This is a genomic window from Pseudomonas sp. TMP9, assembly GCF_037943105.1.
In the GTDB taxonomy this organism is placed as follows: Bacteria; Pseudomonadota; Gammaproteobacteria; order Pseudomonadales; family Pseudomonadaceae; genus Aquipseudomonas.
In genome coordinates this window covers 2,049,191-2,070,387 of sequence record NZ_CP149803.1, presented here as the reverse complement: position 1 = coordinate 2,070,387, position 21,197 = coordinate 2,049,191, and the positions used below count along the sequence as shown (strand labels likewise).

Annotated in this window: 19 protein-coding genes; 9 read left to right on the top strand and 10 right to left on the bottom strand. The window is 57.3% G+C overall.

All coding sequences use genetic code 11. The features are described from left to right. Positions 1-28: 28 nt before the first annotated feature. Positions 29-913, bottom strand: a complete 885-nt coding sequence (locus WF513_RS09920) for a DUF6685 family protein (protein ID WP_339079219.1) — start codon at positions 911-913, stop codon at positions 29-31. A 224-nt stretch (positions 914-1,137) separates the two neighbouring features. Between WF513_RS09920 and WF513_RS09915 the strand changes: the two genes are divergently transcribed. Together WF513_RS09915 and WF513_RS09910 are read left to right on the top strand one after the other, a co-directional pair. Then, positions 1,138-1,359 (top strand): DUF2835 domain-containing protein, encoded by a 222-nt coding sequence (locus WF513_RS09915; RefSeq protein WP_339079218.1) that lies wholly within the window; start codon positions 1,138-1,140, stop codon positions 1,357-1,359. 80 nt (positions 1,360-1,439) lie between these two features. Beyond that, entirely contained in the window at positions 1,440-2,474 is a 1,035-nt protein-coding gene (locus WF513_RS09910; RefSeq protein ID WP_339079217.1) for a quinone-dependent dihydroorotate dehydrogenase, read from the top strand. 79 nt (positions 2,475-2,553) lie between these two features. On the opposite strand, the gene rmf is transcribed toward WF513_RS09910, so the two are convergent. Beyond that, positions 2,554-2,769 carry a ribosome modulation factor gene (gene rmf / locus WF513_RS09905; RefSeq protein ID WP_339079216.1) on the bottom strand — a complete coding sequence of 72 codons (216 nt, stop codon included), beginning with the start codon at positions 2,767-2,769 and terminating at the stop codon, positions 2,554-2,556. Between the two features lie 411 nt (positions 2,770-3,180). On the opposite strand from rmf, the gene rlmKL reads away from it, so the two are divergent. Beyond that, positions 3,181-5,454, top strand: a complete 2,274-nt coding sequence (gene rlmKL / locus WF513_RS09900) for a bifunctional 23S rRNA (guanine(2069)-N(7))-methyltransferase RlmK/23S rRNA (guanine(2445)-N(2))-methyltransferase RlmL (protein ID WP_339079215.1) — start codon at positions 3,181-3,183, stop codon at positions 5,452-5,454. A gap of 30 nt (positions 5,455-5,484) precedes the next feature. Here rlmKL and mnmC read toward each other — a convergent pair whose 3' ends face one another. The 4 genes from mnmC to WF513_RS09880 are packed head-to-tail and all read right to left on the bottom strand — an operon-like array spanning position 5,485 to position 11,194. Continuing rightward, on the bottom strand, positions 5,485-7,464 hold the full coding sequence (gene mnmC, locus WF513_RS09895) for a bifunctional tRNA (5-methylaminomethyl-2-thiouridine)(34)-methyltransferase MnmD/FAD-dependent 5-carboxymethylaminomethyl-2-thiouridine(34) oxidoreductase MnmC (protein WP_339079214.1): 1,980 nt from the start codon (positions 7,462-7,464) through the stop codon (positions 5,485-5,487). Positions 7,465-7,475: 11 nt separating this feature from the next. Then, positions 7,476-7,973: a transcription elongation factor GreB gene (gene greB / locus WF513_RS09890; protein ID WP_339079213.1), complete on the bottom strand. Its 498-nt coding sequence runs from the start codon at positions 7,971-7,973 to the stop codon at positions 7,476-7,478. A 33-nt stretch (positions 7,974-8,006) separates the two neighbouring features. Continuing rightward, positions 8,007-10,511, bottom strand: coding sequence for an ABC transporter permease (locus WF513_RS09885; protein ID WP_339079212.1), 2,505 nt, complete (start codon positions 10,509-10,511; stop codon positions 8,007-8,009). Then, entirely contained in the window at positions 10,511-11,194 is a 684-nt protein-coding gene (locus tag WF513_RS09880) for an ABC transporter ATP-binding protein (protein ID WP_339079211.1), read from the bottom strand. The genes WF513_RS09885 and WF513_RS09880 overlap by 1 nt, the downstream gene beginning before the upstream one ends. Positions 11,195-11,204: 10 nt before the next feature. Between WF513_RS09880 and WF513_RS09875 the strand changes: the two genes are divergently transcribed. From WF513_RS09875 to WF513_RS09865, 3 genes are all read left to right on the top strand, one after another. Beyond that, positions 11,205-11,810: an arylesterase gene (locus WF513_RS09875; RefSeq protein WP_339079210.1), complete on the top strand. Its 606-nt coding sequence runs from the start codon at positions 11,205-11,207 to the stop codon at positions 11,808-11,810. 57 nt (positions 11,811-11,867) lie between these two features. Further along, entirely contained in the window at positions 11,868-12,149 is a 282-nt protein-coding gene (locus WF513_RS09870) for a hypothetical protein (protein ID WP_339079209.1), read from the top strand. Between the two features lie 75 nt (positions 12,150-12,224). Beyond that, positions 12,225-13,178 (top strand): L,D-transpeptidase family protein, encoded by a 954-nt coding sequence (locus tag WF513_RS09865; protein ID WP_339079208.1) that lies wholly within the window; start codon positions 12,225-12,227, stop codon positions 13,176-13,178. A 148-nt stretch (positions 13,179-13,326) separates the two neighbouring features. Here WF513_RS09865 and pabB read toward each other — a convergent pair whose 3' ends face one another. The 4 genes from pabB to WF513_RS09845 form a co-directional block, all read right to left on the bottom strand. Next, entirely contained in the window at positions 13,327-14,676 is a 1,350-nt protein-coding gene (gene pabB / locus WF513_RS09860) for an aminodeoxychorismate synthase component I (RefSeq protein ID WP_339079207.1), read from the bottom strand. Between the two features lie 279 nt (positions 14,677-14,955). Next, on the bottom strand, positions 14,956-15,936 hold the full coding sequence (locus WF513_RS09855) for an alpha-L-glutamate ligase-like protein (RefSeq protein ID WP_339079206.1): 981 nt from the start codon (positions 15,934-15,936) through the stop codon (positions 14,956-14,958). 4 nt (positions 15,937-15,940) lie between these two features. Then, the gene (locus WF513_RS09850) at positions 15,941-17,467 is read right to left on the bottom strand and encodes an inactive transglutaminase family protein (protein ID WP_339079205.1); all 1,527 of its coding nucleotides are present in this window, start codon (positions 17,465-17,467) and stop codon (positions 15,941-15,943) included. A 5-nt stretch (positions 17,468-17,472) separates the two neighbouring features. Then, complete coding sequence (locus WF513_RS09845) at positions 17,473-18,021, bottom strand: ATP-dependent zinc protease (protein ID WP_339079204.1); 549 nt, start codon at positions 18,019-18,021, stop codon at positions 17,473-17,475. Between the two features lie 317 nt (positions 18,022-18,338). Here WF513_RS09845 and WF513_RS09840 point away from each other — a divergent pair, with 317 nt between their 5' ends. The 3 genes from WF513_RS09840 to prpC are packed head-to-tail and all read left to right on the top strand — an operon-like array spanning position 18,339 to position 21,192. Then, complete coding sequence (locus WF513_RS09840; protein WP_339079203.1) at positions 18,339-19,094, top strand: GntR family transcriptional regulator; 756 nt, start codon at positions 18,339-18,341, stop codon at positions 19,092-19,094. Next, complete coding sequence (prpB, locus tag WF513_RS09835) at positions 19,091-19,975, top strand: methylisocitrate lyase (RefSeq protein ID WP_339079202.1); 885 nt, start codon at positions 19,091-19,093, stop codon at positions 19,973-19,975. Before WF513_RS09840 ends, prpB begins: the two co-directional genes overlap by 4 nt. A gap of 53 nt (positions 19,976-20,028) precedes the next feature. Then, entirely contained in the window at positions 20,029-21,192 is a 1,164-nt protein-coding gene (prpC, locus tag WF513_RS09830) for a 2-methylcitrate synthase (protein ID WP_339079201.1), read from the top strand. The last annotated feature ends 5 nt before the right edge of the window (positions 21,193-21,197 follow it).

The following is a 21,197-nucleotide window of genomic DNA, read 5'->3' as shown; positions in this document are numbered from 1 at the left end:
TTTTTAAGCGAACTGTAGTAATGGGTGATCACGCATTGTTTTTAAGTTGCCGCAGATACCCGACTACATCCGGCGCCCCCGCCAGGCGCAATCCCTCACCCAATGCGTTGGCCTCGGGTGAGTGCTTGGGTAATAGCAGAAACTCCGCAGCGCCTGGGCCGCCCAGCAGGGAAAGGCGCGCATAGGGCAGGCCCTTATCCAGCAGCAGCGCCATAAAGGCCGAGTCGCTCCATGCCGCATTGGGCATGCCCAATACGTGGTAATGCTGCTGCAGGTCAGCCAGGCCTTGCTCGCTTAAACGGTAATAGCTGAGTTCGGCCGGTAGGTTGACTTCCAGCTCGCGTCGACGGGCATAGGCAATGGCGCAGGCAAAAGCTTCGCTGTGATGCTCGCCCGCCCAAAATACGCGATCACCCCGCCAGCTGGCTTGTCGCAAACCGATGCGTTCGCCCGCGAGAAAACGCGGCAGCGCCGTACTGATTATTTTGACGAAATCCTTGTAACTGATGATGCGCACTTGTCGGCACGCCCCACTGGCGGCGAAGGTTTCGAAGCTCGCGTGGCTATCCTGTTGAGGATTGCAGGCGGATAACCCCTCAATCATGCGCAGGTCGAATGATGTCAGTTGCTGTTTTTGCGTTTCAATGACGCGCACTAACATGGCGTGTGCCTGCGCTTTGTCTTCCTGCACAGGGCCTGAGAGCGAGCTGCGCGGCAGGTCTATAAGACGGTGCAGCTGAGGTCCATCTTGCCAGCCGATACTTTCACGCAGCTGCGGCAGTGCGTTGAATGGCAGTTTTAGCTGGCTGGCGCGCTCAAGGATCTGCCGTTGTCCACGGCCGACAAGGCCCAGCCGTTGTGCCAAAGCACCCAGGCGTGAGCTTATGGTGGAGGGCTGCTCAGGCAGACTCATGGCCGGGTAAAACTCCTAGTAGACTCATTACAGTTTGGCAGAGCTCGTTGGCTGCTGCACTGGCTTTGTCGGCCGTTTTGACAGGTTCTTTATGGCTTGGCAGCCATGGCTGGGCGCTTTGCGGGTTATCGCATACGCCGGTAAAAGGGGCACCCGGCCATTTTTTACCGGTCACTTGCACGGGGTATGGCAAGATTGCCGCAGTCAGTTGCAAAGGTGCCTCCATGCCCAGTCTGGTGTTTGATATTGCGTTATCAGCCGAGCGCTTGCGTGCCGTCTATCAGGGGCGCGCCAACCGGATATTAGTGCAAAGTCGCGATGGGCGGAGTGTCAGTGTACCGGCTCACCATTTTCGGCCGTTTCTCACCCATGACGGTGTTTACGGATCCTTCGAACTTGAGTTCAGTATTGCGGGTGAGTTGCTCAGCCTGCGCCGTATCGGTTGATACCGCCGCGCGCCTCGCCTATCAGACTCTCAGCCGGCTATAATCGCAGTCTTTGTAACTTTATCGAGCTAAGCCTGCCCATGTATACCCTGGCCCGCGAGCTGCTGTTTAAACTCTCCCCCGAAGCGTCCCACGAGCTGTCCATCGACCTGATCGGTGCTGGTGGTCGTCTGGGGCTAAATGGCTTAATGACCAAGCGCCCGGCCGTCCTGCCGGTCAAGGTGATGGGGCTGGATTTTCCTAACCCGGTCGGTCTGGCTGCAGGCTTAGATAAGAATGGCGACGCCATTGATGGCTTTGCCCAGCTGGGCTTCGGCTTCGTTGAAATCGGCACCGTGACGCCACGCCCGCAGCCGGGCAACCCTAAACCGCGTTTGTTTCGTTTGCCTCAGGCCGAGGCGATCATTAATCGTATGGGCTTCAACAATCACGGCGTTGATCACCTGATGAGTCGCGTGCAGGCCGCTAAATACAAGGGCGTGCTGGGTATCAATATTGGTAAGAACTTCGACACCCCGGTTGAGAACGCGGTGGACGATTACCTGCTGTGCCTGGACAAGGTCTATCAACACGCCAGTTATGTGACGGTTAACGTCAGCTCGCCAAATACGCCAGGGCTGCGCAGCCTGCAGTTCGGCGATTCGCTCAAGAGCCTGCTCGAAGCTCTGCGTAAGCGCCAAGAAGCTCTTGCTGCTCAATACGGCAAACATGTACCGCTGGCGATCAAAATTGCTCCCGATATGAGCGACGAGGAAACCATCGAATTCGCCAATGCGCTAGTTGAGGCCGGAATGGATGCGGTGATTGCCACCAACACCACGCTCAATCGCGACGGTGTGCAGGGGCTGGAGAGTGCGGACGAAGCGGGCGGGCTTTCTGGTGCGCCCGTGCGTGAGAAGAGCACGCATATTGTTCAGGTGTTGGCGGGTGAGTTAAAAGGCCGTCTACCGATTATCGCCGTGGGCGGCATCACTGAAGGCAAGCATGCGGCCGAAAAAATTGCAGCAGGTGCAAGCTTGGTGCAGATTTATTCCGGTTTTATATACAAGGGCCCGGCGCTTATTCGCGAAGCTGTTGATGCGATAGCGGCGCTGCCGCACAGGCCTCGTACATAAAAAGGGCTCCTTGAAAGGAGCCCTTGGTTTGCATCCGGCGCTCGAATGAGCGCGTTGGGTGGGTCAGTAAGTTGCCGGGCTAGCCGACAGCGTGAAGTTCGTTAAGTCGATGGATGCCGGCAGTGCCTGTCATGCCGTCCCAGTTATCCCCGCGGCCTTCGCGCCAGCCGTTCAACCAAGCTTGGCGCACAGAGGGGAGTGTGAAGGGGCAGAGGTCGCGGGATTTACCACTGATGCCATATTGATAACCGCGCAAAAAAGCTCTTTCTAACGGATCACGCTTAAGTCTTTTCATAGGGTGAAGCCCTCAATGTTGACTGTTATGTCCCTTAGACCTTGTCGCAAGGTCAGGCAGAAATGGTCTGCCTACGGAGTTCGCTGCCGGCGTCGCGAGCCTCCTTGCCATCACCGTTGCAGTGATGACCTAGGGTGATTTCTAACCAATGCACGGGTGGCTGTGAATGATCGTTTTGTCATAAGGCTGTAGCCTTTTTGAGGGTCAGGCCATAAGGGCGGTGGCAGGTGTCTTGGTTTTTCTCTTTGGCGCCTATGCTGTGGGCGTAAAGGTGTTTTGCGATCGCGAATGTATTGCGATTGAGATTGTTGTTTATTCCGACGAAGGGTCGTGCTGAGGCGCTTTGTCACTTATTTTGGTTGTGCTGATTTTACGGCGCACCGTTGATTGCCTTAGGCACTGGAAACTCCCATGTCGGAACGCTACGAACTCTTTCTCACCTGCCCCAAGGGCCTCGAAGGCTTGCTGCTCGAAGAAGCCAGCAGCCTCGGCCTTGAAGAGGCGCGTGAGCACACTTCAGTCATTCGTGGCATGGCGGACATGGAAACCGCCTACCGCCTTTGCCTGTGGTCGCGCTTGGCCAACCGTGTGCTATTAGTGCTCAAGCGCTTCAGCATGCAGGATGCACAAGGCCTCTATGAAGGTGTGCTGGAGGTCGACTGGTTCGAGCATTTGGAATCCAACGGCAGCCTCGCCGTTGAGTTCAGTGGCAACGGTTCCGGCATCGATAACACTCACTTCGGTGCCTTGAAGGTCAAAGACGGCATCGTCGATAAGCTGCGCCTGAAAGACGGCACACGCCCTTCAGTCGATAAAGTGAACCCGGACATGCGCGTGCACCTGCGACTGGATCGCGGCGAAGCGATCTTGTCTCTGGATCTGTCTGGCCATAGCTTGCACCAGCGCGGTTACCGTTTGCAGCAGGGCGCTGCGCCGCTCAAAGAAAACCTCGCGGCAGCCGTGTTGATTCGTGCCGGCTGGCCGCGTATTGCTGCCGAAGGCGGCGCGCTGGCTGACCCGATGTGTGGGGTTGGCACCTTCTTGGTAGAAGCGGCAATGATTGCCGCCGATATTGCGCCGAACCTGACCCGTGAGCAGTGGGGCTTTAGCAAATGGCTGGGTCACGTACCCGCCTTGTGGAACAAGTTGCGGGCTGAAGCTCAGCAACGCGCCGACATTGGCATGGCTAAGCCGCCACTGTGGATTCGCGGTTACGAAGCCGACCCACGTCTGATTCAGCCCGCGCGCAACAATATTGAACGCGCGGGCATGAGTGATTGGATCAAGGTCTATCAAGGCGAAGTGGCGACCTTCGAGCCGCGCCCTGATCAGAACCAGAAAGGTTTGGTGATCTGTAATCCGCCCTATGGCGAGCGACTGGGTGAGGAAGCCAGTTTGCTGTACCTGTATCAGAGCCTTGGCGAGCGTCTGCGTCAGGCCTGTATGGGCTGGGAAGCGGCAGTCTTTACCGGCGCCCCAGACCTGGGCAAGCGCATGGGTATTCGCAGCCACAAGCAGTACGCTTTTTGGAACGGCGCGCTGCCGTGCAAGTTGCTGCTGATTAACGTGCAGCCCGAGCAGTTCGTCACCGGTGAGCGCCGCACGCCGGAGCAACGTGAGCGCGAGCGTGAACAAATAGAAGCCGACAAAGCCCCGCTTGAGCCGCTGGAGCGTCAGTACAACAAGAATGGCAACCCGATTAAACCCGCATCGGCACCCGCCCCCTTGGTGGAGTTGGCCCGTTTGAGCGAGGGCGGGCAGATGTTCGCCAACCGCCTGCAAAAAAACCTTAAGCAACTGAGCAAATGGGTGCGTCGTGACGGTGTACAGTGCTACCGCCTGTATGACGCTGACATGCCGGAATACTCCATGGCAGTGGATTTGTACGGTGATTGGGTGCATGTGCAGGAATATGCCGCCCCCAAGTCAATTGATCCTGAAAAAGCCAAAGCGCGCATGTTTGATGCCATTGCAGCAATTCCGCAGGCGTTGAACGTCGATAAGAGCAAAGTGGTTGTCAAACGCCGTGAACGCCAGAGCGGCACCAAGCAGTATCAACGCCAAGCGACTCAGGGCCAGTTTGTAGAGGTCAACGAAGGTGGCGTGAAGTTGCTGGTCAACCTCACTGATTACTTGGACACCGGTCTGTTCCTGGATCACCGTCCGCTGCGCTTGCGCATCCAGAAAGAGGCTGCCGGTAAGCGCTTCCTTAATCTGTTCTGCTACACCGCCACGGCTACCGTACATGCTGCCAAGGGCGGCGCACGCACCACCACCAGCGTCGATCTGTCAAAAACCTACTTGGACTGGGCGCGGCGTAACCTGTCGCTCAATGGCTATTCGGACAAGAACAAGCTGGAGCAGGGTGATGTGATGACCTGGTTGGCCGAGGACCGTGGCGAATATGAGCTGATCTTTATTGACCCGCCGACCTTCTCTAACTCCAAGCGCATGGAAGGTATTTTCGACATTCAGCGCGACCACGTGCAGATGCTCGATTTGGCCATGGCGCGTTTGACTAAAGACGGCGTGCTGTATTTCTCCAACAATTTCCGCAAGTTCGTGCTCGATGACAGCGTGGCTGCGCGTTATCAGGTTGAAGACATCAGCGATTCGACGCTTGATCCGGATTTTACCCGCAACCAGAAAATCCACCGCGCCTGGCGGATCAGTCTGCGTAGCTAATGCTAAAGCGCGCCTGCCCGCAGGCGCGCTTTAAGCTTTGTTGCGAATCAGCGCGCGCAATGCGAAGCGGTTTGGATGGCAGGCTTGGGCCACATCGGCAGGCACCGGCAGGGGTTCATCGTTTAACCAAGCGGCAATCAATTCACCGGCCAGCGGTGCGCTGATTAGCCCGCGCGAGCCATGCCCGCTGTTGATATACAGGCCTTGCAGCCAAGGGCAGGGCGCTTCCGGTAATTTGCGGGCGTCCTTGCTCAGCGCGGCATAGGTATCGGCAAAGGCGCTTGCATCCGCTAGGGGCCCGACAATCGGTAGGTAGTCGGGGCTGGTGCAGCGAAAAGCCGCACGTCCTTGCAGCAGATCGGTGTTGAGCATGGCGGAGTTAAGCTGATCTGCAAATTTCGGCGAAATCTCGTCCAATAACTGCAAGTTACTCAGGTGGTCGGCGCTGCTTAGCGTCAGGTCGTCACTGTTGAAGTCAAAACTTGCGCCCAAGGTGTGCTCATCCAAACGTGCCGGCGCGACATAGCCTTCAGCGCATACCACTGTGCTTAACGTGCGGCTGGCTGCTGTGGCGGGCAAACGGCTGATCTGCCCACGGATGCGTTTAAGCGGCAGTTGCGCGGCCTGAGTAAAGCCTTTGATTTCAGCAGCGCTGGCCAACACCACGACATTGGCACTGGCCAGCAACTGCTGGCCGTTCCAAGCCTGCCAACCATCGTCTTCACGGCGCAGTTCCAGGGCCTCTTGATGAAGTTGTAGGTGGATATTCGGCTGCCGAATAAGCAACTGACACAGGGCTGGAGGGTTTACCCAACCCGCTTCTGGGTAAAACAGGCCACCCGACGGTAAGGCGATGCCGGCCTTACGCTCAGCCGCAGCTTTGTCCAACTCCAGCAGCAGGTCGCTCGGGAAGGCGGCCGCAAGCTGCGCTTGACGCAGCGTTTCTTTGGCGTCGAAGGCCAGTTGCAGTACGCCACAATTATCCCAGTCCGTACCTTTTTGCAGGCGTTCCAAGAGCCGGCGAGTGTAGCCATAGCCGCTGACAATCAGGCGCGACAGCGTAGTGTGGTGAGCGGAGAGCTTGAGGTAGAGTACCCCTTGTGGGTTGCCTGAGGCTTCTTGAGCAATGCCCATGTGACGCTCCAGCAATGTGACCTGCCAACCCCGCTGGGCCAGACTCGCGGCCGTGGCGCAGCCTGCCAGCCCTGCGCCAATCACCAATGCACGCCGTTCGCCAACGGGTTGTGGCGGGCGAGCGAACCAGGGCTTTTGTAGCGCTGCGGAGCTACCAACAAACACGCCTTTGAGCACTTCCCATTTTTTCCCTAAACCTGGCACTCGCTTCATGTTGAAGCCAGCATCGTTTAGCCGACGGCGCACATAGCCGGTGCTGGTAAAGGTGCCCAAGGTGGTGCTGGTGTGCGACAGCCTAGCCAGGGCTGTAAACAGTTCTGGCGTCCACATGTCCGGATTTTTTGCCGGGGCAAAGCCATCTAGAAACCAGGCATCAACCTTGGCATCCAGCTGGCCGATTAGCGCCAGCGCATCGCCTATCAATAACGTCAAAACAACACGGCCGCCGGCAAAGACCAAGCGCTGAAAGCCCGGATGCAGCGCGATGTACTGCGCCAGTAATTGCTCTGTGTACGGTGCAAGTTCCGGCCACAACGCCAGCGCACGCATGAGGTCTGCTTTGCTCAGTGGGTATTTTTCCACGCTAACAAAGTGCAAACGCGCCGCCGGGCAGGCCTGCTGTTCGAACAACTGCCAGGCGCAGAGAAAGTTCAGCCCGGTGCCGAAGCCCGTCTCGCCAATCACAAGTTGCTGATCGCCCGTCAGCGCGCTGAAGCGTTCAGGCAGCTGATTGTTGGCGAGAAACACATAGCGGGTTTCAGCCAAGCCGTTTTCGTTAGAGAAATACACATCGGCGAACTGGCTGGACAGAGGCTGGCCCTGATCATCCCATTCAAGGCAGGCTTGTTGGTGCGGGGCATAAGGGGCGGCGGGCATATGCGGCTCGCTCACGGGTAGTCGATGGCGACGATGTACCACGTCTTCTCGCCGGTTGGGGTGTGCACCCGCACCTCGGCATCCAAGCTTTTGCCGATCAACGCTTGCGCGAGAGGGGCATCGATGCTGATCAGGTTCAGCTTAAGGTCCAATTCATCTGGGCCAATGATGCGGTAGCGCGACTCGGCGCCTTCTTCATCTTCTAGGGTTACCCACGCACCGAAATAAACCTTGTTAGGATCACTGGGACCAACGCTGACAACCTTAAGGCTCTCTAGTCGTTTGCTTAAAAAACGCACACGGCTGTCGATCTCGCGCAGCATCTTCTTACCGTAGGTGTATTCGGCGTTTTCTGAGCGGTCGCCTTGCGCGGCCGCCTCGCTAACCGATTGGGTGACTTGTGGGCGACGCACGTGCCAGAGCTCATGCAGCTCAGCCCGCATGCGGGCCTCGCCCTCGGGGGTGATCAAGGGCGTGCCAGCGGAGCGGGGTGGGCGGTAACGGCTCATAGGTCAGCTTGTTAGAGGCGGAGCGCGAGTCTATCAGCCCTCGCGCAGCACCGTCAGCGGGCTGACATTAAGGGCGCGGCGTGTCCCGAAAACACCTGCGGTGCCCACCAGCAATGCACCGATTATAGGCAATAACAGCAACCATGGGTGCGGTTCCCAGCTGAGGTCGAAGGCAAAGCGGTAGAGCAGGAAGCTGATTAGCTCACAACCGAACGCTGCCAGCAGACCACTGCTGGCACCCAGTAAACCAAACTCGGCGCAGCGTGTTCTCAGCAGCAACTTACGCTCGGCACCCAGTGCACGCAGCAAGGCACCCTGGCGGATGCGTTCATCCAACGTGGCTTGCAAACCGGCAAATAGCACGGCAAGGCCGGCGGCGAGGACGAATAACAGAACGAACTCGATGGCCAGCGTGACCTGAGCAAGAATGCTGCGCAGTTGCGCCAGCAACGCTTCAACTTGCAGCAGCGTCACGGCGGGGAAAGCCCGTGAAAGCTCGACCAGTTGTTGCTCTTGTTGAGGCGGCAAGTAGAAGCTGGTCAGGTAGGTGACGGGCAGGTCTTGCAAGGTCCCCGGTTGGAAGATCATGTAGAAATTGGGTTGGAAGTTGTTCCAGTCCACTTCACGCAAACTGCTGACTACCGCATCACGGTTGATGCCGCCCACGTTGAAACTCAGGCGGTCGCCCAGCTTTAGTTGCAGTCCTTCGGCCAATTCAGATTCCACCGAGACGCCGGGCAAGCCGCTGGCGTTACTGTTATCCCACCAGCTGCCGGCGACGAGGGTGTTGTCGGCGGGTAAGTCAGCGGCCCACGTCAGGCTCAGATCGCGACGAGTCGCCCGCTCGCCTTGGGATTCTTTGCTGACGATTTGCCGCACAGGCTCACCATTGATCATCACTAACCGGCCGGGTACCACCGGGAACAGCGGCGCCGGGTGGGGTGATAATTGGCTCAGGCGTGTGCTAAACGCCTCTTTGTCGGCCGGCAGGATGTTGAGGGCAAAGTGATTGGGTGCATTCTCGGGCAGTTGGTCCTGCCAGGTGTCGAGCAGTTCACCGCGCAGCAGGGCGATCAGCGCCATGGCCAGGATAATCAAGCCGAAGGCCAGCGACTGTCCGGCTGCGGCGAGTGGATAGCGCAGCAGTTGACCCAAGCCCAGCCGCCACGGCAATGAAGCCTTGGCCAACAAGCGGCGCAGGCTTTTTAAGCCGAGCAGTAGCAGGCCGCCTAGCAAAAAGGCAGTGACCAAGCCACCGCCGAGCAGGGCGAAGGTCAACTGCAGGTCCAGGCTCAAGCGCCACATGATCAAGCCCAGCGCGAGCAACGCTGCGCCATATACCAGCCAAGAACTGGCGGGTACGGGCAGCATATCGCGGCGTAAAACCCGTAACGGCGGTACGCGCCCGAGTGCAGCCAATGGCGGAAGAGCGAAGCCAGCGAGGGCGACCAGCCCAGTTGCCATCCCCGTCAGGGCGGGCCAAAGACCGCCCGGTGGAATGTGCGCCGGCAGCAAGTCATGCAGAAGACCGAACAACGCTAATTGAGCCAGCCAGCCCAGCAGTGCGCCGGTTAGACTGGCGGTGATACCCAGCAGTGCCAGTTGCAAGCTGAACAAGCCAAGCGCTTGGTTGCGTGACAGGCCTAGGCAGCGCAGCAGCGCGCTGGCATCAAAGCGCCTAGCCGCAAAGCGCGCCGCCGACATGGCCACGGCCACCCCGGCCAGTAGCACGGCGGCCAGGCTGGCTAGGTTGAGGTAACGTTCGGCCCGACCCAGGGCATTACCGACTTGGCGATTGCCATCTTTGGCATCTTCTAAACGCTGGTTGGGTGCAAGATCAGGGGTGATGGTCTGGCGATACTGCGCCAATGCATCGTGGCCTCCGCGCCACAATTCTTGATAACGCACGCGGCTGCCGGGCTGCACCACGCCGGTGGCGGCTAGGTCATCTAAATGCATCAACAGGTGCGGGGTCAGGCTGTAAAAGTCCCCGGCTTCATCAGGTAAAAAAGTCAGCACGCGGGTTAGGCGCAAGGTTTTTGCGCCAACCTCGACGCTATCACCGGGTGTGAGGTTGAGTGCAACAAATAAGCGGGCTTCTGCCCAAGCCTCTCCGGGTTGCGGGCCTGGGCCTACCTGTTCGGTGTCGTAGAGTGCAGCGGCACTTTTTAACTCGCCGCGCAGTGGGTAAGCGCTATCAGCGGCCTTAACGCTGGCCAGTTGGATGCCGGCCTCGCTGGCGACCACACTGGAGAACTCAACCAGCTGAGCATGTTCGAGCCCGAGTTGTTTGCCGTTACTGATTTGCTCTGCTGTGCTGGGTGAGCTGCCGGTCAGGCGTAAGTCGGCGGCCAGAAATTCGGTGGCGCGCAGCAACATGCCGTCGTTTAGACGTGCACCGAAATAGCCGATGGCAGTGCTAGCGGCTACCGCAATCACTAAGGCGAAGAGCAGTACACGCAGCTCTCCTGCGCGGGCATCACGCAGCAGTTGGCGACTGGCTAATGACAGCAGGCGGGTAAACGGCAAATGCTTCATCAGGGTTCCACGTGGTCGACCAGATGGCCGCCTTCTAAGCGAATCAGGCGCTTGCAGCGATGAGCCAGGCGCTCATCATGGGTGACGAGCACCAGTGTTGCGCCGCGTTCTTTGTTCAGTTCGAATAACAAATCGCTGATTCGCTCACCGGTGTGGCTGTCCAGATTGCCAGTCGGCTCATCCGCAAACAGCACCGCAGGCTCCGCAACAAAGGCGCGGGCAATCGCCACCCGTTGTTGTTCGCCGCCCGATAGCTGGCGTGGGTAATGGGTCAAGCGCTGCCCCAAGCCAACCCGCTCCAACAGGGCTCGTGCACGCTGGCGTGCATCGGCATGGCCTTCAAGTTCGAGCGGCAGCATGACGTTTTCCAGTGCATTCAAACTGTCGAGCAGCTGGAACGACTGAAAGACAAAGCCAACATGCTCGGCGCGAACGCGTGCGCGCTGGTCTTCATCGAGGCTACCCAGATCATTGCCAGCCAATATCACACTGCCACTGCTGGGCAGATCAAGCCCGGCAAGCAAGCCGAGTAGGGTGGACTTACCTGAACCTGAGCGGCCAACAATGGCCAGGCTGTCACCGCTAACCAGCGCCAGCGACAGATCATGGAGTATGGTTAGTTCGCCTTCCGTGCTGGTAACCACTTTGCTAAGGTTTCGCGCGGTGAGAATACTTGAGCTCATGGAGAATCCAATGCGTACATGGTTATTCGGTACTGCCCTAAGCGTGTTGCTGTGGGGGCCTGCGGCGTTCGCGGGTACCGTGCTGGTGGTGGGCGATAGTATCAGCGCAGCTTTTGGCATGGATACCCGCGAGGGCTGGGTTGCTTTGCTCGAAGAGCGCTTGGTTGAGCAGGGTTTTGATCAGCGCGTGGTGAATGCATCCATCAGTGGCGATACCAGTGCAGGCGGCGCCGCGCGGCTGCCTACGCTGCTTACAGAGCATCAGCCAGAGCTGGTTATTATCGAACTGGGGGGCAATGATGGCCTGCGTGGTCAGCCTCCTGCGCAATTGCAACAAAACCTTGCGGCGATGGTTCAGCAGTCACAAAAGATGGGTGCCAAGGTGCTGATTTTGGGGATGCAACTGCCGCCTAATTACGGGGTGCGTTACACCACGGCATTTGCAGCGGTGTTCGCCACGGTGGCGCAACAGTATGCGACACCCTTGGTGCCCTTCGTTTTGGAGGGTGTAGGGGGCGTGCCTGCCATGATGCAAAGCGACGGCATCCACCCCACGGCGCAAGCGCAACCCAAGCTGCTGGATAACGTCTGGCCAACGCTAAAACCTTTGCTCTGATGGACTTTTCTACAGGCAGTCTTTCGGCTACTGTTGCGGCCTGTAATGGAGCCCTGAATGCCGCGCCCTGCTTGGTCCTTATTCGCTTACCAACTGATCGAGCCTGACGAACAACTTGACCTGTTCGCGTGCCGAGAGGCGCGCGTGCACCTGTTGGCTCGCCAGCTTGAATTGGGCGAATTTGCTGACCGTACACTGTGTGGGGGGCTGCTGCCTGCGCAGCCATCATGGCGTGATCTGAGCAAGGCCATGCTGCGTGATGAGCGCTTGTGCGTGGCCTGTCGAGCCACATTAGAGGCGCAAAAGCGCGGTGAGCGTCGCATATTGCCGGGGCGTTGAGCTGTGCCAGCGGCTGATCAATCGGTGTACAATCGCTAACTCATTTAACCCATCATTTTCGTCAGGAATTCCCGGATGTTGTCGCGTGCCTTTGCCGTCACCCGCTGCCTGCCCCTTGCTGCTGTTTTCGCGGCAGCGCCCGTTAGTGCGCTTGAGTTCCCTATGCCGCCGCCTGGCGAGGATATCGTGGGCGAGGTCCGGGTGATTCAGGCCAAGTATGAAGACACCTTTGCCGATCTTGGCGTGGTTAATGACCTCGGCTACCTAGAAATGGTCGCGGCCAACCCGGGTGTTGACGCTTGGCTGCCGGGAGTTGGAACCGAGATTATTCTGCCTACGCGTTACATCCTGCCGCCGGGCCCGCGTGAGGGCATTGTGATTAACCTGGCTGAATACCGCCTGTACTACTACCCAAAAGACCGTAACGTGGTGCACACCTACCCACTGGGTATCGGCCGTGAAGGTTGGAGCTCGCCAGTGGCTAATGCGCACATTACCGCCAAAACGCCGAATCCGGGCTGGACACCGCCGCAGTCGATCCGTGATGAGCACGCCGCAGACGGTGACCCGCTGCCGGCCTACGTGCCGCCAGGGCCGAATAACCCGCTCGGGCCATACAAGATGGGTCTTTCGGTGCCCGGCTACCTGATCCACGGCTCAAATAAGAAGTTCGGTATCGGTATGCGCGTAAGTCATGGCTGCTTTCGCATGCTTAACCACAACGTCCTGAAGCTGGCATCACTGGTGTCTGTAGGCACGCCGGTGCGCATTATCAATGAGCCTTACAAGTTTGGTCGCAGTGGCGGCAAAGTTTACTTGGAGGCGCATGCACCTTTGGATGAAACAGGCGAAGCTTCGGTGGTCGATAAGCACACCGCTGTGATCAATGCGCTGCTTAAAAATGACGAGTTCGCTAATGTGCGCCTGGATTGGGAAATGCTGCGTGAAGTGGTAGCAGCGGAAGACGGTTTGCCGGTTGAAATCGCTCAGCCGGATCAGGCCATGGTGGCCGTAGAGCCCGCTATTTAACCCCTTAGCGTCTACCTGCTAACTTGCGGCGTAGCGCATCAAGGTTTCACCTGACACCCCGCGAAGGCTAAGCCTTCTCGGGGTTTTTTGTTTTGGCGGGGTTCATTCTGTTGACGGTAGATTAGGTTTAAAGCGCTGCCGGCGATGTTCAGTCACAGAACTGTTCCAAGGTTTCCAGCAGCACTTTTATCTTGGTGATGGATTCTTGATACTCAGCCTGGCCGTTGGAGTCAGCGACGATGCCGCCGCCGCCCCAGCAAGTGATCTGTCCGTCTTTGGCCAGCAGGGTACGGATCGCGATTGAACTGTCCATTTCGCCGCGCACATCCAAATACAACAACGAGCCGCAATACAGCGCACGGCGGGTGGGCTCTAATTCTTCGATAATCTGCATCGCGCGAATTTTCGGAGCACCGGTAATCGAGCCACCGGGAAAGCTACCAGCGATGAGGTCTAGGGCATCTTTATCGGCTGCCAATTCGCCGGTAACGGCGCTGACCAAGTGATGCACATTGGGATAGCTTTCTAAGGCAAACAGTTCAGGCACCTGCACTGAACCGATCTTGCAGCTGCGACCAAGGTCATTGCGCAGCAGGTCGACAATCATCAGGTTCTCTGCGCGATCTTTAGTGCTGCTAAGCAGCGCGTCGGCTTGCGCTTGATCCTGTTGTGGCTCGGCGTGGCGAGGGCGAGTGCCTTTGATCGGGCGAGTTTCGACGTGGCCTTGACTGACCCGCAGGAAGCGCTCAGGTGACAGACTGATAATTGCGCCGCCGTTCGGCAATACCTGATAACCGGAAAAAGGCGTCGGGCACGCCCTGCGCAATGCTTGATAGGCCGTCCATGGCGAGCCCTGATAAGGCGCCCGAAAATGCTGGGCAAAATTCACTTGGTAGCAGTCGCCCGCCTGAATGTAAGCCTGAATCCTAGCGAACCCCTGCAGGTACTGCGCCTCAGTCATGTTGGACTGAAACGCCTCCTGCAATTTGAACGATTGTTGAGTAAGCGCTGGCGGCGAAGCAAACAAGGCGATTAAGCGCTGACGTTCGGCCACCGCCAGGCTGGGATGAAAGACTAACTGGCTGCGCTGTTGTTGATGATCAGTGATCAACGCCCAGCCATACAGGCCAAAACGGGCATCGGCGAGATCAAGGTCATCCACAGCGTGGGAGGGCAGTTGCTCCAGCCTTCGGCCGAAGTCATAGCTCAAATAACCAATCAACCCGCCAACAAATGGCAGTGGGGTTTCGACAGGCGCTTGCGCCTCGCCCAGCGCGCTGAGGCTCTGACGCAGGCGTTGCAAAAAGGCATTGGCTGGCTCATCAGGCGTCGGTACCAGCTCTGCGATTGGCCAGGCACTTATCAGGTCATAGCGCCCACGCTGCGCCATTGGGCGCCCGGCATCCAGCAATACAGCACCGGGCGCATGCATCACGCAGCTGAAGTAACTCGATGGGTCTGCTTGGTAGGGCAGGGCCATTACAAGACAAGTAGGCATATGAGAGGTGCCGAGGTGTGCGGGCGACGATTGTAAAACGTCACCGACATTCAGCCTAGCGCTGACATAGGGCTTTAGCCGGGATGTTTGGGTGCATCCGCCTGAGCAGCCCACCTGGCGTCAGCGTTATTTGCGCAGGCTGGCGCCCAGCCAAGTTAAAACGCTGCAAGTGACGGCTGAAATAAAAAACACCCCATAAAGGCTGGGCCTTTGTGGGGTGTGGTGTGAGCGTCTGCTCAGCTCAGATTAATCCGAGCTTTATGTGTATGACCGATCAAATCAGGTCGTTGATACGTGGCCAAACAACTGTTGTGAGAAGCGCGTGCGCTCTTCGGCTGTTTCGACTATGCCTTTCTTTTTCAAGTCAGCTAGACGGGCTTCGACAGCATGGGCGCGATGCGTAAGGCCGCAGTCGTTAGCAATCTGGATGTTTAGACCTGGGCGGGCGTTGAGTTCAAGAATCAACGGGCCTTTGTCCTGGTCCAACACCATGTCCACGCCGATATAACCCAGGCCGCACAGTTCATAGCAACCGGCGGCTAGTTTCATAAAGCCATCCCAGTTTGGCAGTTGTACGCCGTCCACCGCGTTGGTGGTGTCCGGGTGTTTGCTGATTTTGTTATTCAGCCAGGTACCGCGCAGGGTTAAACCGGTGGCCAAGTCGACCCCCACGCCGATGGCGCCTTGGTGCAGGTTAGCCTTGCCGCCGGACTGGCGAGTTGGCAAGCGCAGCATGGCCATGACCGGATAGCCCATCAGCACAATAATGCGGATGTCAGGTACGCCTTCGTAGCTGATGCTTTTGAAGATTTGATCCGGGGTGACGCGGTATTCGATCAGTGCACGATCACGGTGGCCGCCGAGTGAATACAGCCCCGTGAGAATGCTGGAGATCTGATGTTCGATCTCTTCATGGCTGATGATCTTTCCCGAGATGGTCCGATACTTATCTTCGAAGCGATCGGCGATGACCAAAATACCGTCGCCGCCAGCCCCTTGCGCTGGCTTAACCACGAAGTCCGGCCGATCACCGATGATGTCACGCAGCTTATCGATGCCTTTTTCGGTATCGATAACGCCATACATTTCCGGCACATCAATGCCCGCTTCGATGGCGCGAAGTTTGGTGATGATTTTGTCATCGACGATCGGGTACAGGTGCCGTTTGTTGTACTTCAGCACGTAGTCCGCGTTGCGTCGGTTAATGCCCATGATGCCTTTGGCTTCAAGGGCTTTCCACGTCTTGATCAGACCGAACATGGCATTAGTCCTTGAGGAAGGCTTTGAAACGGAACAGTTCGGTCAGGCGGTAACCGCGGTAGCGACCCATCGCCAACATAAAGCCAACCATGATCATCAGCACTGCAGGGAAGGTGAAGATGAAGTAGTTCAGGCCCTTCACGCTCATCAGTAAGTGCGCCAAGGTGGCGGCGAACAGGGTGCCGATGGCGACCTTGAAGGCATGACCACCGCCACGCTCTTCCCACGTGATCGACAAGCGCTCGATGGTCATGGTCAGAATTACCATTGGGAACAGTGCAACCGATAGGCCGCGCTCAAGCCCAAGCTTGTGGCTAAACAGGCTGATAGCAGCGATCAGTACCACGACAAAGGTCAGCACCACTGAGAGGCGCGGCAGCATCTGCAGTTTCAGGTGTTCAAGGTAGGAGCGCAGCGAAAGGCCCAGTGCGGTGATGATGGTGAAGAACACAATGCCGTAACCCAGCTGCATCTCTCGGAAGGCCAGAGCAATCAGTACCGGGGTAAAGGTACCGAGCGTTTGCAAGCCGCCGAGGTTGCGCAGGATCAAGATCACCAGCACACCAATCGGGATCATGACCATGATCATAAAGGTCTGTTGAGTCTGCAGCGGCAGGCCATACAAGCTGTATTCGAGGAAATCAGCGTCGGTGTTTTCGTCGGTCAACTTGGCTAAGCGTATGGCATTCATTTCGCTGTTGTTGAGGCTGAAACTGACTTGCGCCTGCTTGCCGCCTTCAAGGGTGACCAGGCTGTCATCGCCGGTCCACCAGACCAGCCGATCAACTGGCAAGCCTTGTTCGCCACTCTCTGGGTTGAAGTACAGCCATTTTTCGCCGTTGAAGCTGCGCAGCCAAAGCTCCGGGCTCTGCTGGATTTCAGCGGCGAGGCGGATGGTATGCACGCGCTGCATGGGCACGTGGGCAATGGACAGGAGCAGCTCAATAGCCGTGGCCTTATTAGCGGTTGAGGCATCGCCGCTCAGCAGCAGTTTGACGTTGTCGTCATTGCTGTTGTTAACGCGTTTGATGGTCTCGCTGATAAAGGTTTCAACGTCTGCTGAGTGCTGACGGATGGGTGCGAGTAATGCTTCAGCAGCAATCTTCTCGGCCCCTTCAACGGGGATGCTGTCACGGAAAATCGGGCCTTTAGCTTTGGCTTGTTCGCCGCTGTAGCGCTTTGTCAGCACCAAGCGGTAATACAGCGTTTGCTTGCCACTGGCGCGACGGGCAGACCAGGTCACTTTGCGATTGCCGTCGGCGCGGTTGATGCTCACGCCGTAGTTATTGGAGATAAAACTCTCATTCAGGCTGACGAAGTCCTGGGCCAGTGGAGGCACGAACATTTGCAGCTTAACCGGCTCGCGCGGGTTGGCCTGAAACTCGACCTTGGCGTCGATGTTCCACAAATCATCAGTTTCGTCTTCGGTCATGGGGATGCCGAGGATGAAAATCTGATAAGCCGTAATCAGAATGCCCAGGCTCACAAGGAGTATGACCAGGACTTTCAGATGGAGGGTAAGAGAGCGCATGGCATTTACTCGTCAGGGGCAGGGCTAGGGTTTACGTCAAGGGCACAAGCAGGTTTACCTGCTGCGTATTTAAGGCTTGGATCGACTAAGGCCGAAAAGCGTTTAAGCGCCTCGGACCCTATCAATAATGGGTATTGAAATGCACTACGGTCGGTCAAGTTAACTTCAATCGTGCGCAAGGAAGTACCCATGCAGACGTCCATTTCAATCACTGGACGTGCTGTGTAGGTTTTTTCTTCATTGGGATCATAGTCGCCCGCGCGGCGTTTGATTTTACTAATGCGCGCCAAGGGCCGTTCGATCGGGTTGCTGTGCGCTTCATCGATGGCCAGGTAGAAACGCACCCACGTCTCACCATCACGCTTAAAGCGTTTTATTTCGCGCGCGCTTAGTGAGGCGGTTTTGGCCCCGGTGTCGAGTTTGGCGGCGAGCTTTAGGTCGAGGTCGAAAAGTCGGACGTATTCATTAAGCCCATAGACTGTTTTGTCCTCGGCGAAACTCAGGCCGGGAGCAAGTAACAGGCAAAACAGTAGAAAAGAGGGCTTGAGTCTCATAAGTCCTGAGGCGCGGTGTTGATGAGGGGGCTAGCAAAAAATGGGCAATGCGTGTCGCCGGTGGCGTACTTGAGTTGGCAGTCTAGCAGGCAGACCGCTGTTCATCTGTAGGTCGCAGCGGCATGCATTCTATCATGGGCTTTTTCAGTCAGGACAGACGCTTATAAGCGTTTATGCAAGTAAGGTCGCAGTGCTGCGAGGTGGATAATCAGCGACTAAAGTAGCATGCATAAGTGTCAACAATATCAGTGAGTCATTTGACATTTAATGAGCTGGGAGTTAATTTCCCGTCATCTAAATAGTACAGTGTCGACAATATGCTTGATTTGATTGAGCCTGCCCAGTTCAGCCAAGATGACTCAGAAACCCTCTCCGAGCAGGTGTTTCGGCGTATCCAGGCGGCCATCGTCAAAGGCGAGATTGCCCCCGGCAGTAAAATTTCTGAACCGGAGCTGGCGCGCACCTATGGCATTAGCCGTGGGCCGCTGCGTGAGGCCATTCACCGCTTGGAAGGCCAGCGCTTACTGGTACGCGTACCGCATATTGGTGCGCGGGTGGTGTCGCTGAGTCACGCCGAGCTGATTGAGTTGTATGAAATTCGCGAATCCCTAGAAGGTATGGCATGTCGCTTGGCAGCTGAGCGCATGACCGTAGCGGAAATCGACGAGCTGCGTCGGGTGCTTGATCTGCATGAGCAGGACGCCGCCTTTAAAGCAGGCGTCGGCTACTACCAGCAGGAAGGTGATTTTGACTTCCACTACCGCATCATTCAAGGCAGCGGTAATAAAACTCTGACCCAGATGCTGTGCGGTGAGTTGTATCAACTGGTGCGCATGTACCGTTTGCAGTTTTCCGCTACACCCAATCGCCCGCGCCAAGCATTTGTTGAGCATCACCGCATTCTCGACGCCATCAGCGAGCGCGACGGCGAGTTAGCCGAATTATTGATGCGCCGGCATATCGGCGCCTCCAAACGTAATATCGAGCGCCACTATTCCATGAGCTCCGCCAGTGCCAAGAGCATGGGGCAGGGCGTGCCCAGCAAAACAGTCAAACCCCGAGGTGAGTCATGAGTGTGAAAAGTCCCGGCCAACGTTTCCGTGATGCGGTAGCTGACGAGCATCCGCTGCAAGTCATCGGTGCAATTAATGCCAACCACGCCTTGTTGGCCAAGCGTGCGGGTTTTAAGGCGATTTACTTATCGGGTGGCGGCGTAGCAGCAGGCTCGCTGGGCTTGCCGGACTTAGGTATCACTGGTCTGGATGATGTGCTCACCGATGTGCGGCGCATTACTGATGTCTGCGACTTGCCGCTGCTGGTGGACGTTGACACCGGTTTTGGCAGCTCGGCGTTTAACGTGGCGCGCACCGTTAAGTCGATGATCAAGTTCGGCGCGGCCGCGATTCATATCGAAGATCAGGTCGGTGCCAAACGCTGCGGCCATCGCCCTAATAAAGAGATCGTGTCTCAGCAGGAGATGGTCGATCGGATCAAGGCGGCTGTGGATGCCCGCACCGATGATAGCTTCGTCATCATGGCGCGCACCGATGCGCTGGCCGTAGAAGGCCTGAACTCAGCCTTGGACCGTGCTGCCGCCTGTGTTGAAGCCGGCGCCGATATGATTTTCCCAGAGGCGATTACTGAACTTGCGATGTACAAGACGTTTGCCGACCGAGTAAAAGCGCCCATCCTGGCCAATATCACTGAGTTTGGCGCCACACCGCTATTCACCACGCAAGAGTTGGCCTCGGTGGATGTCGGCCTGGTGCTATATCCGCTGTCGGCTTTCCGCGCCATGAACAAGGCGGCTGAAAACGTTTACATGGCCGTGCGCCGTGACGGCACGCAGAAGAATGTGATCGATACCATGCAAACGCGCATGGAGCTGTACGAGCGCATCAACTACCACGCCTTTGAGCAGAGCTTAGATGCGTTGTTCGCTGCCAAAAAATAGTTGCCCCACATAAGAACAACGACCCGACTGCACCGGATGAGGAGATATACGCGATGAGCGCGACCCCAGAAACCCCGAACCCAGGCTTTAAGCCGAAAAAATCTGTGGCCCTGAGTGGCACAGCGGCTGGCAACACCGCCTTGTGCACCGTTGGCCGCACCGGTAACGACCTGCACTACCGCGGTTATGACGTGCTCGACTTTGCCAATCGCTGTGAGTTTGAGGAAATCGCTCACCTGCTGGTGCATGGCAAGCTGCCTAACGTGGCAGAGCTTGCCGGCTACAAAGCCAAGCTCAAGGCCCTGCGTGGTCTGCCAGCGAGCCTCAAGGCCACCCTTGAGCATCTGCCGCCGTCGGCACACCCGATGGATGTGTTGCGTACCGCCGTGTCTGTGTTGGGCTGTGTGTCGCCGGAAAAGGACGACCATAACCACCCGGGGGCGCGTGATATCGCTGACAAGCTGATGGCCTCGCTGGGTTCTGCGCTGTTGTACTGGTACCACTTCAGCCACAACGGCAAGCGCATTGAGGTGCAAACCGACGATGACTCCATCGGCGGCCATTTTCTCCATCTTCTGCATGGCGAGAAGCCCCGTGAGTCGTGGGTGCGTGCCATGCACACCTCACTCAATCTTTACGCTGAACATGAATTTAATGCCTCCACCTTTGCCTCGCGGGTGATCGCCGGTACCGGCTCTGACATGTTTTCCTGCATCGCTGGCGGTATTGGCGCGTTGCGTGGACCTAAACATGGCGGCGCTAACGAAGTGGCATTCGAGATTCAGAAGCGCTACGACAACGCCGATGAAGCGGAAGCCGACATCCGCGCGCGGGTGGAGAAGAAAGAAGTGGTGATCGGTTTTGGTCACCCGGTTTATACCGTCAGCGACCCGCGTAACAAGGTGATCAAAGACGTTGCCCGCGAACTCTCGGTCGAGCAGGGCAATATGAAGATGTACGACATTGCCGAGCGTTTAGAGTCAACCATGTGGGAGATCAAAAAGATGTTCCCCAACTTGGATTGGTTCAGCGCCGTTAGCTACCACATGATGGGTGTGCCGACCGCCATGTTCACTCCGTTGTTCGTCATCGCCCGCACCTCAGGCTGGTCCAGCCACGTGATTGAGCAACGCATCGACGGCAAGATCATTCGTCCAAGCGCCAATTACGTCGGCCCGGAAGATGTGCCGTTCGTACCGCTCAAGGAGCGCCATTAATCGTG

Excerpts from the sequence above, each read along its gene's own strand:
- WF513_RS09920 (WP_339079219.1), bottom strand. The coding sequence starts at position 913 with ATGAGTCTGCCTGAGCAGCCCTCCACCATAAGCTCACGCCTGGGTGCT.
- WF513_RS09915 (WP_339079218.1), top strand. The coding sequence starts at position 1,138 with ATGCCCAGTCTGGTGTTTGATATTGCGTTATCAGCCGAGCGCTTGCGT.
- WF513_RS09910 (WP_339079217.1), top strand. The coding sequence starts at position 1,440 with ATGTATACCCTGGCCCGCGAGCTGCTGTTTAAACTCTCCCCCGAAGCG.
- rmf (WP_339079216.1), bottom strand. The coding sequence starts at position 2,769 with ATGAAAAGACTTAAGCGTGATCCGTTAGAAAGAGCTTTTTTGCGCGGT.
- rlmKL (WP_339079215.1), top strand. The coding sequence starts at position 3,181 with ATGTCGGAACGCTACGAACTCTTTCTCACCTGCCCCAAGGGCCTCGAA.
- mnmC (WP_339079214.1), bottom strand. The coding sequence starts at position 7,464 with ATGCCCGCCGCCCCTTATGCCCCGCACCAACAAGCCTGCCTTGAATGG.
- greB (WP_339079213.1), bottom strand. The coding sequence starts at position 7,973 with ATGAGCCGTTACCGCCCACCCCGCTCCGCTGGCACGCCCTTGATCACC.
- WF513_RS09885 (WP_339079212.1), bottom strand. The coding sequence starts at position 10,511 with ATGAAGCATTTGCCGTTTACCCGCCTGCTGTCATTAGCCAGTCGCCAA.
- WF513_RS09880 (WP_339079211.1), bottom strand. The coding sequence starts at position 11,194 with ATGAGCTCAAGTATTCTCACCGCGCGAAACCTTAGCAAAGTGGTTACC.
- WF513_RS09875 (WP_339079210.1), top strand. The coding sequence starts at position 11,205 with ATGCGTACATGGTTATTCGGTACTGCCCTAAGCGTGTTGCTGTGGGGG.
- WF513_RS09870 (WP_339079209.1), top strand. The coding sequence starts at position 11,868 with ATGCCGCGCCCTGCTTGGTCCTTATTCGCTTACCAACTGATCGAGCCT.
- WF513_RS09865 (WP_339079208.1), top strand. The coding sequence starts at position 12,225 with ATGTTGTCGCGTGCCTTTGCCGTCACCCGCTGCCTGCCCCTTGCTGCT.
- pabB (WP_339079207.1), bottom strand. The coding sequence starts at position 14,676 with ATGCCTACTTGTCTTGTAATGGCCCTGCCCTACCAAGCAGACCCATCG.
- WF513_RS09855 (WP_339079206.1), bottom strand. The coding sequence starts at position 15,936 with ATGTTCGGTCTGATCAAGACGTGGAAAGCCCTTGAAGCCAAAGGCATC.
- WF513_RS09850 (WP_339079205.1), bottom strand. The coding sequence starts at position 17,467 with ATGCGCTCTCTTACCCTCCATCTGAAAGTCCTGGTCATACTCCTTGTG.
- WF513_RS09845 (WP_339079204.1), bottom strand. The coding sequence starts at position 18,021 with ATGAGACTCAAGCCCTCTTTTCTACTGTTTTGCCTGTTACTTGCTCCC.
- WF513_RS09840 (WP_339079203.1), top strand. The coding sequence starts at position 18,339 with ATGCTTGATTTGATTGAGCCTGCCCAGTTCAGCCAAGATGACTCAGAA.
- prpB (WP_339079202.1), top strand. The coding sequence starts at position 19,091 with ATGAGTGTGAAAAGTCCCGGCCAACGTTTCCGTGATGCGGTAGCTGAC.
- prpC (WP_339079201.1), top strand. The coding sequence starts at position 20,029 with ATGAGCGCGACCCCAGAAACCCCGAACCCAGGCTTTAAGCCGAAAAAA.